Origin of the sequence: Rhizobium sp. NZLR11, assembly GCF_019685115.1 — a bacterium.
Taxonomy (GTDB): Bacteria; Pseudomonadota; Alphaproteobacteria; order Rhizobiales; family Rhizobiaceae; genus Rhizobium.
In genome coordinates this window covers 741,827-755,532 of sequence record NZ_JABDWD010000001.1, presented here as the reverse complement: position 1 = coordinate 755,532, position 13,706 = coordinate 741,827, and the positions used below count along the sequence as shown (strand labels likewise).

Below are 13,706 nucleotides of genomic sequence, written 5' to 3'. Positions count from 1 at the left end.
GAAATCAAGTCGATTCACGCACATTCAAAGCAAAGCAAAGGATGGCGCCTGGATGGACTATGCCAAGTTGTTAACGAACGGAGTAGGTGCGTGGTTGAACTTTGAAGCAGCATGCAGTCGAACGAGCCTGTTTAGCGAAAAGTACATGGCGCATCCTATCGGCCAGATCCTGAATGCCGCGAGCCGTGGGCGGACAGTGGCAGAGTTCAAGCATCGAGTCTTAGCACAGCAAATGACGTCCAGGGGACGTCGTCCTGAAGTGGACTTCGTGGTCCTCGATGCCGATAACCAGGTCACGCTCGCTGTCGAATCGAAATGGATCGGGCGAACGATGCCATCGGTAGAAAAAATCTTTTGGGATCTCATCCGCCTTGAGATGCTAGCCAACCTTGAGATCCGTTGTTTGTTCGTGCTCGGCGGAAAACGAAAGGACCTGGAGAAGCTTTTCAAGCATCCGGCATTTGATGCAAAAGATAATCGCGGATTGCGAAGCCCGCTTTTGCGATGGGATAACAACGTCCACCACAGCACAACGCTGGGGCCGACGGTCGAGGCAAGACGACTGATTCTTCGGAAGATGTTTAAAGATTTTCAGACGTTTCAGTTTCCGCATGCGGTTATCAGTCGAAGGAGCGCGCCCTTTCCTTCCGATCCGAAGTCATCGACGTTTCAAGTTTATTCCTGGGAGATTGAATCCCCGGCAAATCGGATGCCATTCCAACCTCGTAATTCAGCTCAGTATCACCAGATGGTGGAGCCACTCGAGGAGGAGGTCCCGATTTGATCCTGCCTCTTGCTTAGCCGCGCAGCTTGGATAATGGTGAATTGCCGGAGGAAGGTGGTGGGTGCCACCAGTTTGGCGTCAAGCCATACTGAGCCGTAACAGGCTTCCGGTTCGAGTCCGGACTCCTCCACCACCACAATTCAATGCTATTGCGCGACACCCTCCTGCGCTGCGCCGCCGCCGGACTCTTTCAAATCCACTGGTCATCCAAGATTCTCGAGGAGATGCCAAGCAATCTAGCGAGATTACGGCTAGCCGGCTGAGGCAGCCGATGCATTGCGCCACATTATGGATGAAGCGTTTCCCGAGGCAACGGTCGATGGCTGGGAGCAGCTTGAACCAGCGATGCGCAACGACAGCAAAGACCGGCATGTGATGGCGGCCGCCGCTGCGTCGGGCGCGGTTGCGATCATCGCTGCAAATACTCGGGACTTCTATGATCCCCCAGCCGGTATCGACGCGGCGCATACCGATCAATTTCTAAGCGCATTATTCGAACCAACGCCGTCAAAAAGTGAGCGACGTGCCGCACAGGCAAGCTAGCGACCATCGGAGGCCGACTCTGATCACGGCCGAGTTGCTTGCAAGGCTTGCCGTCGCTACGCCCAACTTCGCGCGGACCGTTCTTACTATCTGACGAACAGGGTTGAGGAGCGCTCATACAGACCATGGCCGATTACTGAAGTCCGCCGCTCTTGCGTTGTCGGCAATCTGTCGCAACGAGAGCTGGCGAAGACGCGCTTTCCTTCACGATCAAACGGGATGAATCCGAGAACTCGTTCTCCATCCAATGCGCTCGCCAAGCTCGCGTCGTGCCGTTTTGTGTCAGCGATGTCGGCGCCAACAGTACCGGCCCTTAAACGCCTCTAGACAACCAAACCTTTGGAAGTAGTGTTGCAAAAGAACTGATGCGCAACCGCCGGGTTATTTTGACCAATAATTTCTTCTTAGACGAGAGCGGAAATACAGGCGACCTTGTGAAAGCAGGCGCAAATCTTGGCTTTGGCGATCAATCGATATTCGTCTTGGTCGCCGTCGGAATCGACAATGAAGCGGCGCTTGCCGCCGAGTTCTCACGCCTGCGCACGATTCACCGCATACAAGGCTCAGAGCTGAAATCAAAGCGGCTGGTCGGAAAGCCTGGGGTCGCAGCCGACATTGCGAAGTACCTTCAACATCGAAGATTGCCAGTCTTTGTCGAGGTGGTAGACAAGCGGTTCTTCATCTGCGCGACGATGGTGAATCACTTTGTCATTCCCCCAGTCTCGCAAGAATTCGACGGCCGCCGCGATGTCATGGAAATGAAGAACCATGTCGCGGAATATCTCCATGCTCTGGCCCCATTGCCAGTGCTTCAGTCATACATAAACGCCTGTTCAGCGCCTTCTATCTCCGCGACGCGAACGGCTTTCGTGGAGATGGCCGGCTGGCTTGATGGTCGAGCCGCCACTGACAGCAATGCCGAATTTATCTTGAAGTTCGTCCGCGATACGATTGACGAATTCGAACAGGGAGCTCGGTCGCCGGATGGCGAGGTCAATCTTTACCTTCCCGACCCTGATCTTAGTAAGGCATCAAACCCCTTTTGGATGCTGCCCAACCTGTCCTCGCTCACAAACATCTACGGCCGAATAAATCTCTTTCGTCAGCGAAAAATGGCCGATGTAACGTTGGTTCACGACGAGCAGCTTCAGTTCGGTCACATTCTCCAGAGTGGCAAAAAGACGATGGAGGAACTGGCTCAAGCGGGAAAAGATTGGTCGATCCGTAATGCCGACTACCGCGTCTTGGAGCGAGCAGAGATGCGATTTCTTCGCTCTGAGGAGTCTGTAGGTATTCAGGCTGCGGACGTGCTCGCAGGTTTTATCATGCGCTTCGTACAACAGGTGCAGGGATCAGAGATGCCAGCGCGAGAATTCACTGAAGCCTACCGTGCATTCGCTGACTTCACCAATCCCGGTCGCGGCACAGGGATAAACTACGTGCTCCCAACTAGGATTGTAAACTTGCTAAACCTGTTCTGGCTCTGAACTGCAAGGCAGGACTCGCGGCGTCATTTGGATGGTCCACTCCAAAATCGCAGAGGCGTCTGGCTCGCTCGTTGTTGATTGTCGTTTAATAATTCAAATGATGCCGAAGCGAGCGTTAATGTAGGCGATATCGGGGTTTGATTCGCGAAGAGGTCACCGTCACATGGCAGCGCTCAAGTTAAAGGAACGTTTCGAGTTTGACGTGCTCAAGACCGTCGAAGATCGGCTGGCTTACGCCGTTGTGCAGTCGCTCGCCAATAACGGCCATGGCGATATCGGAAGCTGCGGTGTTGCCGAATTCGATTTGATCGACTTTGCGGAGGCGCTCGATACGCCTCCCGGTGAGACCCTCCGGCGACTAAAGGCGCTCGCCGCTCCTATAAATGCCATGTGCGTCGAGCACGAGAACATAGTCTTGTTCGCACTGGCGGGTGCCGATCAGGCCGGTTTCGCGCATCTCTACAAGAGCCGTGGCTTCGAAGGTCTTCCCCCAAACTTGCCGAAGGTCGCCCCACGCTATTGGCGGATCTAAGAACGCGAATGCCCAGGGCCCTCGTCGGCACTTTCACGGCAACTCCGGCCCCGCTAAATTCTTCCTTCACGAAGCCGACGGAGAAACATTCGCGCTGTGACAAGCGCAACGTGCAGCCGGAAAGTGCAGTTATCTTCGGTCGAAAGCCCTGGATGCGATCCATCGGTATGCAGCATCTTGAACAGTCCGTGGATGAAGCTTTTACCGTCCGGCGACCACTCATTGCGCTTCACGCCTAGAAATCCGATGTCGTTGCCAGCAAGCATTGCCCTACGGTTCTCCGAAGATCCCAAGCTCTGGGCTTTGCTTGGCGCGACGGAAAAAGCGATTTCGTCCAAAAGTCCTTCGAGAAATGTGCGGATCTGACTGTTCGCGGCAGCCCAGTCACCACGCGTATGTGCCTCGACCGCTTGATCCAGATGACTGAGCGACGTCGTAAATGCGAAGTGCTTTAGCAAGAGATGGACCTCGTCATCGGCGGCGGGCAGGTCGATCTCGCCCGGCAGTGCCATCCGCAACGAATTGGGCTGCCGGCCGTCGGTCCAGATAACGACGTAACCGTCTCGCGCCAGACCCCGGAGAAGAGCTTCCTGCTGCCATTCACTTGAGTGCTCAGATGCGTGTTCGACAACTTGGCGAACGAAGGCTTCGACCATTGTTACCTTCCCCTCGCTCGTCTCAATCACCTCGCGGGATCGAGCCAGAACAAGGCGGCCGAGGAGATCGACTTTTTCTCGATTCCAAGCGTACTGCCCGCGGCCACCTCCTCTTCAAGACCAAGCCGCAGCACGATCTTATTGACTTGCGTGTGTGTGCTCAGGGCGAAACCGAGAAACTCGTTTGCGGCGATCACCGTCGGCCGGGTGAAGGGGATATCTCTCAAATCGACTCCGTCTAATTTGCAATCTTTAAGGTTGAACATAGACTAGAATGCAACGATTAATCTATTGCTGAAAGTATAATTTGCCTAGAGTTCCTGCAACAGCTCGGTGCTGGTTGGGCAGCAGACGCCTTGAAGGATGTGTTCATGAAGTGCTTCCGAATTGACGAGAGCGGCTACACCGGCTTCGACTTATTGAACGCGGATCAGCGTTTTCAAGGCGCATCTGCGATCGCGATAGAGGATGACGAAGCTGCCAGGCTCATTTGCAACTACTTCCCGCGACTACAGGCCGGCGAACTGAAATACCGGTCTATTTCGCGACGACCTGGAAACCACGAGCGCCTGCTTGGGTTGCTGCGCGATATTCACGCGCACCGACGCCGCCTGGATCGTGCTCCAATCTCTCATTTCGCGCATGGAAGCGATGACCGACGGAGCGTACAGAGTCGAACACGACCAGTCCAAAAACCTACTTGCCTACAACGCCATGATCAGCAAATTTATCGACCATAGCGAAGAGATCGAATTTCGGACTGCCGAAATCGCGAGCCTGAAATTCCCTCTCAAATTGTCTGAGGTGACGCAGGTGGATTCCAAGCGCAGCCCAGCCGTGCAACTCGCGGATTTGATGATCGGCGCTGCAATTGAAGGTGCGAACACGATGGCTGGATTGCGCACAGGCGGCTTGGATCCAGAAGAAATTTCCAAGATCTATGCCGAGGACCAATTCATTCACATGAGTCCGATGATCGATTTCGAAGAAAACCGTCGTTTTCGCAAGGGCTGGCGATCATCCGAAATGATTGATTATTTTACCGAACACCTCTCCGATCGGGGCAAAGCTCCGGGTGCTTAGCTTATGCAATGTTGCGGCCATGACTGAACATGTCCGCGCTGGTCCACAGATCTTTGTTTGATCACCTAAACGCAATCGGGCCGTCCCAATCACTGCGATTGAAGATCGCCTGCCCTACGAAATCCATAAGTTCGTGGCCCGCAGCTATGAACTGGCGAGTTCTTTCGTTGGTAAAGGCGGCGGGCATCAAGGCCTTGTTGCCGTGCGCGATATTGTTCCGCAGTTGCGCAAAACTCCTCGTAAACAACCTGTCCCACGAGTCGATAACTACGTCGTCACTATCCCATTTCAAGCCACCATGGTGGGACTTTACAAGAAACTGGGGTGCCGTCTCCTTGAACATCCGGATGGGAGGATGGTCGAAATCGAACTGTGCGAATGGGTAGTAATTTTCGACAAGCTGGGCGACGCGTGTCCAGTTCACGCCCATTATGGCTTGGTTCGCACCATCGACGTGCGCGAGATTGATATCCATGCTCACCAAGAAAAACTCGAATTTTCCCATCCGCAACATGTAATGCGAAATCTGTTCTTCCATTACCATCCTCCCCTTATTCCGACACGATAGCAAAGTGACCTCCTGCGCACCATCACGTCCGGAAAACGACCTATTTGCTGGCAAGCTATTCTCAAATTGGCTAGCATTGCCCAGAAATGCGAGGGATTTTTATGGTCAGCGTAGAGGCAGGAGCAGGAACTTATGTTCGCATCGTGGGTCATGGGCTGACGGTGGCGAACGATTTTCCGCTTGGTTCTGGTATAGCTATTTCTCCGCTCACGCCTAGGCAGGAGCTTTCGATTGCGACAACCATGGGAGAGCTGCACGCGAGTACGAGCATCCTTCTGATGGAGCGCATTGCGAGTTTTTCTCTGATCATCGAAGATCCGGCAGGCGGAGAAGCGCTCGCTCGGAAGGCGTGGAATGCGCTTTGGCTTTTCAGTCTCCTCGCGCTAGCAAGTCGGTCGCCGTGCATATCATTATATAGCGTCAACGCTGACCGGAGGTTCACCTTGGCAAATCGCAACATGGTAATCCGGCCATTCACTCAGTTAAACGCAATAAAAGAGGATCAGCTGCTGTGGGCTGCCTCAAACATAGAACGATTTGACCGTTTGCTTGCAGATAAGCGTTTTCAGACGTCGATGCGCTATTACAATAACGCTCACTACCTCTTCGATGACGACGCTAAAATCATGCTGCTTTGGGCGGGAATCGAAGGGTTGTTGAGTGTCGAAGCGGAGCTTAGCCGTCGCATCGCGCTCCATGCAGCTATTTTGTATGATGGCGACAGTTCCGGGAAATCAGCTCATTTTGCTGACGTTAAAAAGGCCTACAATATCAGGTCGAAAGTCGTTCATGGAACGGGTGCGGACTCCACGGCGCTTTCGGAAGCATATAGTTTTGCGAGCGGCTTGCTGATTGGACTGCTGCGCAAGATGGTCGATCTGGGTCGGGTTCCCTCAGCTTCCGAACTCGATCAGCTCGCAGCTGCTGGCTCTGTCTCCTGAATCCTCACCGCGCAACTCGCCTGGATGCCGCCGACGCGATCGATGTCGCGAAGCGATGCGTCGAAGAAGCCTTCAGGCCAACGATTTGCGGTCTTGTCCGCTACCAACCGAGGTTCGGTTCTCCGGAGATTGCATCCCGGCCAATTTACTGCCAAGACATTCATGAAACTTCGAGTTGCGTCGAAGAATAATGGCGGGGAGCGGCGTCTTTAATGCGCGTACGCTTTCATTTAACTTGAACCAGTGCGCGCATGAACTTGGCTGAAGACAATCTCAATAACTGGATGACATCCGCGACGATACCCGGAGTAGAGGGCTTCTATTTCGTCGGTACGTTTGACCGCCGTATCACTTTTTATTCGCAACAAGTTCGTGCTCTGCAACTGGTCAGAGCGATGCACGAGAGCGGTAAGGTGGACACAAACGGGTCTGTTGCAGTTATCGGGGCGGGCGCGGCGGGCGTCACCTGTGCTTTGGCGCTGGCGTTGCTCGATTGCCGTGTGACCTTGTTCGATCCCGCCGACGAGGTGTTTCAGCTGCAAAGCGATTCGCCACGGCTTCTCCACCCTCACATCTACGAATGGCCGTCCCTCGGATCACTAGAACGAGACGCCGCCCTCCCCTTCCTTAATTGGGAGCTGGATACTGGTGGTGCTGTCGCTGCCAAGCTTGTCCAGGAATTTCACGGTCACAGGGCGCGACTGCAGCAAAAACTTTTCTGGAAAGAGCGGCACAGACTTACGAGCCTCGCCCCGGAGGGATCAGAGTGGAGGCTGAACTTCGATAACGGCTCAAGTTATGTCGTAAAGCACGTCATTCTGGCCATGGGCTTCGGCGAGGAAAAGAAAGCCGGGGCTGCCGATGTCTATGACTATTGGAAGCAGAGAGGCGTTGGTACGGCGGCGGTAGAGCCCAACGCTCCTGCCAGCTATCTCGTGAGCGGCAATGGCGATGGAGCACTGACGGACATTCTCAATCTGATGATAAAAGGGTTTGAGCATGTGCAATTCACGGAGACCTTTCTGAACTATTTTGGTCAGGGCGGTCTGAGGACAACCGTGCTGGCCGCACATGAAGACCGGGATCCGGAAGCCGACCTTGAACCTGTATATGAGGGCGAACTCCACCAAGTACTGCTTGAGCGCGGAATCCTTGATAGTCTGACGCCTCTCCTTCGGCGCGACCGTCTGCTGACCATCAATACGAGCGGGCCACTCCTCTCTCTTGGCCGCGCAGCGCAACTCAATCAATGTATGGTCTTTGCGGTGCTGGCTGCTGCTCGACAGGCAGGTATCAGCGTGCGCCGCAGCATCGGGAAAATTTCGGACGTTATAACGCACGATGACGGATTAGAAGCGGTTGGGATATCGATTGGCGGCACGCCACTTTCAGAACGGTTCAACCACGTTATCCTGCGTCATGGCCCCGACAAGAAGGCACGATATCTCCCAGCCGAAAAGCTGTTCGAGGCGTTTGAGGCGGCGTCCCTTGAAAGGTTTAAGACGCATCCTGGCCTCCTCGTGCCTCCGACGCTGAACGCAGAGACCTACACATTCTTCTACGAGCGGCATCTCGAAAAGCTGGCGGATGGTGCGGTAAAGCAACAGCTCGCTGGCCAGACTGCTCATGAAGCATCAACAATCATCATCGGCTGGGATAGGGCGACACAGAGTTTGGTGGAGCGTGGCAAGGTCGCACTTCGAGAACTCGTCGAGCAGTGCGAAACCGCGCCGGTGTCGATCACGATCCAAATGGATGCGCCGATGGATCGGGTTAAGGCCGATGACTTTGTCAGATTGAGCAAAGCAAGCGATGGAAAAATATCGCTGAGCGTCGGCGCCCCCGTGAAATCGAGCTGGCAGGCAAAGCTGCCGTTTGCGCCTGTCGCCCACTCCAGTTCGTCACGTTATCCCTATTGCGAGGTTGGCCGTTTTTGCATCAGCGAGTCCATTGATGCATCCCTTGTCCGCCAGCTGGATGTTACGCTCTCAAAAACCAAGGTAGCCGGCAAATGTTTCGGGCTTGGGCACATCGCTCAGGATGTCCTGCAAGCAACGCTTGCTACGTGGAATGATTGGCGCGCGACTCTCGACGCATCACCTGCTCTTCGCCGCGACTTCTTGGCTTGGCTGGGAAGCATCGGCACCATCAAAGCTGATCCTTGGGATGGAGACGCCAGCACCGCGGAGCGAATGGCAAGCGCTTTGATCCTTATCCTCGCTACACATCTCGGCGAGCCTCTGAAGCCGGCGGGGGTTCAAAGGGGGAATTTGACCTTCGACGTGGACGGGCTAGCTTTGGGATCGGCGGCCACGGAAATCCTTGGCGGAGACTTATTGACGGATTGGAGCCGACCCGAACAATGGGATGTCGACGCACTGATTTTGTCCGGAAGCGCCGAGGTGCAGGTCACCGAGCCGGATGATACAGTGTTGAATGCGGGCGACCCAGGCATAAGCCTTAGCGTTGCCCGCCGAATAAGGCCGGCCATCGTGCGCAACGATCTTAATTGGCGATCTGCATTGAACACAGATCTTTCGACATGGCGAAAAGCTATCGAGGAAGAATTCGGCCAATGGCGAAAGCGCCAGGACGACGACCGCGAAAGGGTGCTTGCATGACACCTGAAATACTAAATTCGCTCCTGGTTGAGGCTGCCCAAGCGCTACACTGGCGAGCCGACCAGGTTGCCGATTTCACCTCACCGAACTTCCGCAGCCGCCCAGCCCAGCCCAATGTCGAGCGGCTCGACGGTTTGTTCGGACTTCGGCTCGGAGACTATCCTGTTGTCATCGCCCCGATAGCGCTCGACTCCGCCGACCAAGTAAAGCTGGTGCTGAAGAAGCTCCATGCACAGATGGTCGTAGCGCGATCATTCATGTTGGAACGCGAGGTGATCAACGCTCATCTGTTCCTCTGTGCGACATCGCCGACACCATCAGGCGACTGGAAGCGCCTGGTCGATCTTCTCGAACGAGATGAGACTGTCTGCCGGAAGGTCGTTTGGATCTCGAAAAAGACTGATGTGCAGGGGTCCTTCAACACCTTCCTTGCCAGAACTTTCCTGGCAATGCCATGGGCGAATGTCGGCTCCGTCAGTGACGCCCCCCTTGATGAGACCTACGAGCTGGCAGAGCGCATTCTCGAAAAGCATGGGCTGGAAAAGAAGGTCGCTCAGCAATGGGTGATCAAGGCGGACCAGCTGAAGGATGACGCCAAAAGCCTAGTCACCGAGCTCGTTCAAGCCAGGGAGGCGTCCAAATGAGCAGCGTTTATCTCAACCGCATTCGGCTTGAACAGTACCGGACGTTCAAGAGCCTGGACATCGGTCTTCCGGACGGACCTGGCGTGCTCGTCGTTCACGGCAGCAATGGTATCGGTAAGTCGTCGATGTTCGACGGCCTCGAATGGGCGCTGACCGACAAGATCGACCATTTTCGGGATGCAGATGGGGTTAAGAAGGTCGGCAGCTACTTGTGCCGCTGGCGCGAGGGCGCTCCAGGTCCGACCAGCGTCTCGCTAGACTTCACGGGCGGCAACAGCCTCTCGCGCACTTTGTCGTCTTCGAGAGCAACAAAGTCTACCGTTGCCGGCACGATCCCGGATATCGCTGAATTCCTGCGGGATCAAGGTTGGGATCGCAACATTTCCGAACTGTCGAGCTATTTGCTGCTGACACACTTTCTCGGACAATCGACGAAGTCGCGTTTGACCAACCGAGAACCAGGGGAACGCTTTGATATCCTCAAGGAGGCCGCTCAGAGCAAACAGGTCGAAGAGATAGCCAAGGCGCTGCACGGAAAGGGAAATACCAAAGCCAGCCGCGCATTTTCCGACCGCATCGACGAACTCAACAAAGAGGTGTCCGCTCTTCGCAACCTCCTCGATACGGAGGCAAGCCTGTGGTCGGGTCTCACGAGCGTCGGCGCCCTCAATGACGAGGCGTCAACGCAACTGGCACAGGCTATCTCCCAGTTGTTGGAGGAAGCTACTGGAACTAGACCAGCGTCGCTGATCGCGGCTTTCGATGACGGGACGATCGGAAGCCTTGAGACCCGACTCAACGGGCTACGCGATGAAGCTCGAATCCTGGCGACCAACATTATGTCCGGAAAGGAGGCGCTCGCTGCCTGGGAGGACGCGTCCCGCCAATGTTCGGAATTGGAGGTAGCCGCCGCAGCCATCGACGCTCAGATTACCTCCCTTGCGGCGAAGCGCCAAGACCTTGAGGCAGCGCTTTCCCAGGCAAGTGATGGCGAAAATGCCAGCCAGCTGGCTGCGAAGAATGCTCGGGACCTGCGTGACCGTCTCAAAGGTTTGAAGGACGCACTCCAGTCTGCCGCTCTGCTTGGTCAGAGAAAGGACACGGCGGACGCTGACGTTGTAAATGCTCGCTCCAAGTTGGAGGGCGAGACAAGGGAACTATCGTCGCTTGAACGCCGCCTGCAGATTGTGCGCCGCATCGAGGGTGATGTCGGCCGACTGGATGAGCGTGTCAAACTTGCGCAATCCGAGCGGGAGAATGTTCTCGCTTGGATGACACGGGATGCGAGGATTGCCGAGCTACGGTCGTCTATTGAAGCGCTGGAAGCTTCTAGCCCGAATCTCAATGACGATATCGCGCGGGCCAATGGCGAGTTGACATCATTCGATGAGCTTGTCGAAGGGCAAGAGAAGATTCTCGCCGAACTCAGAACGACTGTGACTGCGATGTCGAGCGCTGTTGCGAGCGTGGCGGCAAACTTGACGCACGAGTCCTGTGATTGCCCTGTTTGCGCAACCCATTTCGACATCGAAGGAGAACTGAAGCGCCGCGCGGCTGGGGCCGCTGAACGGCTGGCACCGCTTGTGCTTGCGCAGGAATCGCAGGTGATCGGTCTGACGCGGCAACGGGATTTGGCGAAGGGTAAGCTCGGCGAACTTCGCGCGCTCGAACTGCGGCGCAACGATCTGCACGACGAGCGTCGTTTGGAGGAGCAGGCAAACATAGACCTCGGGGCCAGGGTGTTTGACGCAGGTTTGACCGCCGACACCGTCACGGCAAAGCTCCGTCATGACCAGCTCGCGAAAAGCGCCACGGATATTGCGTGGCTGAGACAGCGTAAGTGGTATTGGCGAAACAAACTATCCGGCACCCTATTTGCATCTGGAGGAGCCCACGCGGCTGCTGTTCGGCGCCGCGATCAGGCGCAGGCCGAGCTTACAACCGCCACCCATAACCAGGATGTTGCGGCCAAGGCGCTTGAGACAATCTCTAAGTCCGTCGCTCAATATGATCAGGTCTTCGGTGCGGGCTCACCACGTGGAGATCAGCTTGAGGACGCATTGGGTCGCGCGGAAGCGAGTTTTTTGGCCAAGGAAGCAGCGAGCGAGCAAGCGTCATCGGCCCGCGAGTCCGTTGAGCAGGACCTTGCTTCTCTGGACGTTGCGGCGACTGCGGCGACCGTTCGCAAACAGCAAGGCGCCGATTTGATCAGTGCAGCGTCCCAACGGAAAAACGACGCGATCGAAGCATGGCGTAAGTTGAATTTCAAAGGCTCCGACGAACCTGACGCCGACCGATTGACGTCACTGACGATAAGTTCCACGGCGACGCGGGCGAAAGTGAGTGAAGCAGAAGATCTTCTGAAACGGTTGCGCGACGGAAGAACGGCGAAAAGCCTTGTCGAGAATCACATTATAGCTCTGGAAAACCTCCGTGCAGCGGTCAGCGGGGCGCCCAATAGCGACCGACCACAGCTTCGCGCCGAGGTACAGGCCGCGATCGATACAAAATCGCGGCTTGCGGACGCTACACAGGAAGCGAAAGACATCGCTCAAGTCGCGAGTTCGGAGATCCTCGACGAGGTCGCCGAATTCAATGCAAATTATATGAAGCCGCTTGCCAATCTCATGAAATCGGTCAGCCGGGCAATTCTTTGCGACCCCAGGGTCGGCATCGACCAGCATGTCCGAAATCGTCGTGTCGAACAGAGCGCTACCAAGGATGGAGAAGTTCCGACCGAAGTTGGGCAGATCGATCCCGTACTGGTGCATAGCGAAGGACAGATGGCGGCGCTTTCAGTAAGTATGCTGTGCGCTGCCAGCCTGACATATCCTTGGTCGCGCTGGCGCGGCTTGGTTCTCGACGATCCGCTGCAGCACAATGACGCAATTCATGCTGCCGCCTTCGCGGATTTCATCTGCAACCTTGTGGCTGACCGTGGATACCAAGTCTTTCTTTCCACGCATGATCGTGCGCAAGCCGAATTTCTGCGCCGAAAGGTCGCGTCGCGAAACCTGCCTTGTGGCATTTTGAGCTTGCAAGGATTGGGGCAGGAAGGCGTAGAATGGAACTACCGTCCGGCCGACGGCGTCGTGCCCCTGGCTGCGGTTTCTGGGTAACGCGTAACCACGTAGATTTCGTCGATCCAATCTTCGCGGATTGGGCGTGCAGAGCGGCCGCTTTCCCCACCAACTATGGCCCAGTGGATATCGCTGAGATCCACCGTCCCAACTGAACCGATAAGAGGCTCAAACGAGATGAATCGAATTGCCGCGGGAACGATCCTTAGCGCAGCTATTCTGTCCACAACATCGGCGTTTTCGACGCTGGTTCCGAGCCAAACGTTCGGGAGAACGTCATCGTTGAGCGAGAGCAAAAACGACGCCATCTGTCGTTTGGCATTTAATCGTAAGATTCCACTCCTAACAATTTCAACAAGATAGCCGGGCACTTAATTTGAGACTTGGCATTTAATTCGAGATGCTGGCTTAAATCTTGGCACTTAATGTGAGATTCACCGCCGTGAAAAAGATGGCTAACTACGGCCAAGCTTCATCTAAAAAGGCCAAATATCACAAAAGGTTATGGTCAGATCGGAGGGCCTCAAGCGCCGAAAATCGCACCGAAAAATCTCAAATTAGGTGCCATCGCCTGCCGGAACAGGGGCATTCTTACGATTAAATACCAAACGACACTGGGCTCGAAACCCCCCTTGTAGGAATAAAAGATGCCCCGCATCGGGACGTGATCAATCCATTCGTCCATTTTTGGCGCCCCTAGGTTCATGTGATGTCGGACAGTCCCATTATTCGATCAGGAAAGCATGGAAAAACGGAGACGTATTCGG

The 13,706-nt window shown here is 55.3% G+C and carries 12 protein-coding genes and 2 pseudogenes; 10 read left to right on the top strand and 4 right to left on the bottom strand.

Annotated elements, in window-relative coordinates:
* Window positions 1–52: 52 nt before the first annotated feature.
* The 5 genes and pseudogenes from HJB83_RS03685 (at window position 53) to HJB83_RS03665 (ending at window position 3,346) form a co-directional block, all read left to right on the top strand.
* A complete protein-coding gene (locus tag HJB83_RS03685; protein ID WP_221159494.1) occupies window positions 53–784 on the top strand; it encodes a hypothetical protein in 732 nt (243 codons plus the stop codon).
* A gap of 46 nt (window positions 785–830) precedes the next feature.
* Window positions 831–917: pseudogene (locus HJB83_RS03680) on the top strand.
* 143 nt (window positions 918–1,060) lie between these two features.
* Entirely contained in the window at window positions 1,061–1,327 is a 267-nt protein-coding gene (locus tag HJB83_RS33940; protein ID WP_259671265.1) for a hypothetical protein, read from the top strand.
* Window positions 1,328–1,692: 365 nt separating this feature from the next.
* Window positions 1,693–2,814 carry a DUF3800 domain-containing protein gene (locus tag HJB83_RS03670; protein ID WP_221159493.1) on the top strand — a complete coding sequence of 374 codons (1,122 nt, stop codon included), beginning with the start codon at window positions 1,693–1,695 and terminating at the stop codon, window positions 2,812–2,814.
* Window positions 2,815–2,977: 163 nt separating this feature from the next.
* A complete protein-coding gene (locus HJB83_RS03665; RefSeq protein ID WP_221159492.1) occupies window positions 2,978–3,346 on the top strand; it encodes a hypothetical protein in 369 nt (122 codons plus the stop codon).
* 53 nt (window positions 3,347–3,399) lie between these two features.
* Here the strand turns inward: HJB83_RS03665 and HJB83_RS03660 are convergent, their stop codons facing one another.
* Both HJB83_RS03660 and HJB83_RS33935 read right to left on the bottom strand, forming a co-directional pair.
* Complete coding sequence (locus HJB83_RS03660; RefSeq protein ID WP_259671264.1) at window positions 3,400–4,002, bottom strand: hypothetical protein; 603 nt, start codon at window positions 4,000–4,002, stop codon at window positions 3,400–3,402.
* A gap of 26 nt (window positions 4,003–4,028) precedes the next feature.
* Window positions 4,029–4,229, bottom strand: a complete 201-nt coding sequence (locus HJB83_RS33935) for a hypothetical protein (protein ID WP_259671263.1) — start codon at window positions 4,227–4,229, stop codon at window positions 4,029–4,031.
* Between the two features lie 415 nt (window positions 4,230–4,644).
* On the opposite strand from HJB83_RS33935, the gene HJB83_RS33930 reads away from it, so the two are divergent.
* Window positions 4,645–5,085, top strand: coding sequence for a hypothetical protein (locus tag HJB83_RS33930; protein WP_259671262.1), 441 nt, complete (start codon window positions 4,645–4,647; stop codon window positions 5,083–5,085).
* A gap of 61 nt (window positions 5,086–5,146) precedes the next feature.
* Here HJB83_RS33930 and HJB83_RS03650 read toward each other — a convergent pair whose 3' ends face one another.
* Window positions 5,147–5,623: a hypothetical protein gene (locus tag HJB83_RS03650; RefSeq protein ID WP_221159491.1), complete on the bottom strand. Its 477-nt coding sequence runs from the start codon at window positions 5,621–5,623 to the stop codon at window positions 5,147–5,149.
* A 131-nt stretch (window positions 5,624–5,754) separates the two neighbouring features.
* Here HJB83_RS03650 and HJB83_RS03645 point away from each other — a divergent pair, with 131 nt between their 5' ends.
* From HJB83_RS03645 to HJB83_RS03630, 4 genes are all read left to right on the top strand, one after another.
* On the top strand, window positions 5,755–6,594 hold the full coding sequence (locus tag HJB83_RS03645; protein ID WP_221159490.1) for a HEPN domain-containing protein: 840 nt from the start codon (window positions 5,755–5,757) through the stop codon (window positions 6,592–6,594).
* 251 nt (window positions 6,595–6,845) lie between these two features.
* Window positions 6,846–9,215: an ABC-three component system protein gene (locus HJB83_RS03640; protein ID WP_221159489.1), complete on the top strand. Its 2,370-nt coding sequence runs from the start codon at window positions 6,846–6,848 to the stop codon at window positions 9,213–9,215.
* Complete coding sequence (locus HJB83_RS03635; RefSeq protein WP_221159488.1) at window positions 9,212–9,859, top strand: ABC-three component system middle component 1; 648 nt, start codon at window positions 9,212–9,214, stop codon at window positions 9,857–9,859. Before HJB83_RS03640 ends, HJB83_RS03635 begins: the two co-directional genes overlap by 4 nt.
* Window positions 9,856–12,978, top strand: coding sequence for an AAA family ATPase (locus HJB83_RS03630; RefSeq protein WP_221159487.1), 3,123 nt, complete (start codon window positions 9,856–9,858; stop codon window positions 12,976–12,978). Before HJB83_RS03635 ends, HJB83_RS03630 begins: the two co-directional genes overlap by 4 nt.
* 11 nt (window positions 12,979–12,989) lie before the next feature.
* Here HJB83_RS03630 and HJB83_RS03625 read toward each other — a convergent pair.
* Window positions 12,990–13,247, bottom strand: a pseudogene (locus HJB83_RS03625) (DUF5131 family protein); the annotation flags it as partial.
* Window positions 13,248–13,706 lie beyond the last annotated feature (459 nt).

Bases quoted from the DNA above. Each gene is read 5' to 3' on its own strand.
- HJB83_RS03685 (WP_221159494.1), top strand. From the start codon at position 53: ATGGACTATGCCAAGTTGTTAACGAACGGAGTAGGTGCGTGGTTGAAC.
- HJB83_RS03670 (WP_221159493.1), top strand. From the start codon at position 1,693: ATGCGCAACCGCCGGGTTATTTTGACCAATAATTTCTTCTTAGACGAG.
- HJB83_RS03665 (WP_221159492.1), top strand. From the start codon at position 2,978: ATGGCAGCGCTCAAGTTAAAGGAACGTTTCGAGTTTGACGTGCTCAAG.
- HJB83_RS03660 (WP_259671264.1), bottom strand. From the start codon at position 4,002: ATGGTCGAAGCCTTCGTTCGCCAAGTTGTCGAACACGCATCTGAGCAC.
- HJB83_RS33930 (WP_259671262.1), top strand. From the start codon at position 4,645: ATGGAAGCGATGACCGACGGAGCGTACAGAGTCGAACACGACCAGTCC.
- HJB83_RS03650 (WP_221159491.1), bottom strand. From the start codon at position 5,623: ATGGAAGAACAGATTTCGCATTACATGTTGCGGATGGGAAAATTCGAG.
- HJB83_RS03645 (WP_221159490.1), top strand. From the start codon at position 5,755: ATGGTCAGCGTAGAGGCAGGAGCAGGAACTTATGTTCGCATCGTGGGT.
- HJB83_RS03640 (WP_221159489.1), top strand. From the start codon at position 6,846: ATGAACTTGGCTGAAGACAATCTCAATAACTGGATGACATCCGCGACG.
- HJB83_RS03635 (WP_221159488.1), top strand. From the start codon at position 9,212: ATGACACCTGAAATACTAAATTCGCTCCTGGTTGAGGCTGCCCAAGCG.
- HJB83_RS03630 (WP_221159487.1), top strand. From the start codon at position 9,856: ATGAGCAGCGTTTATCTCAACCGCATTCGGCTTGAACAGTACCGGACG.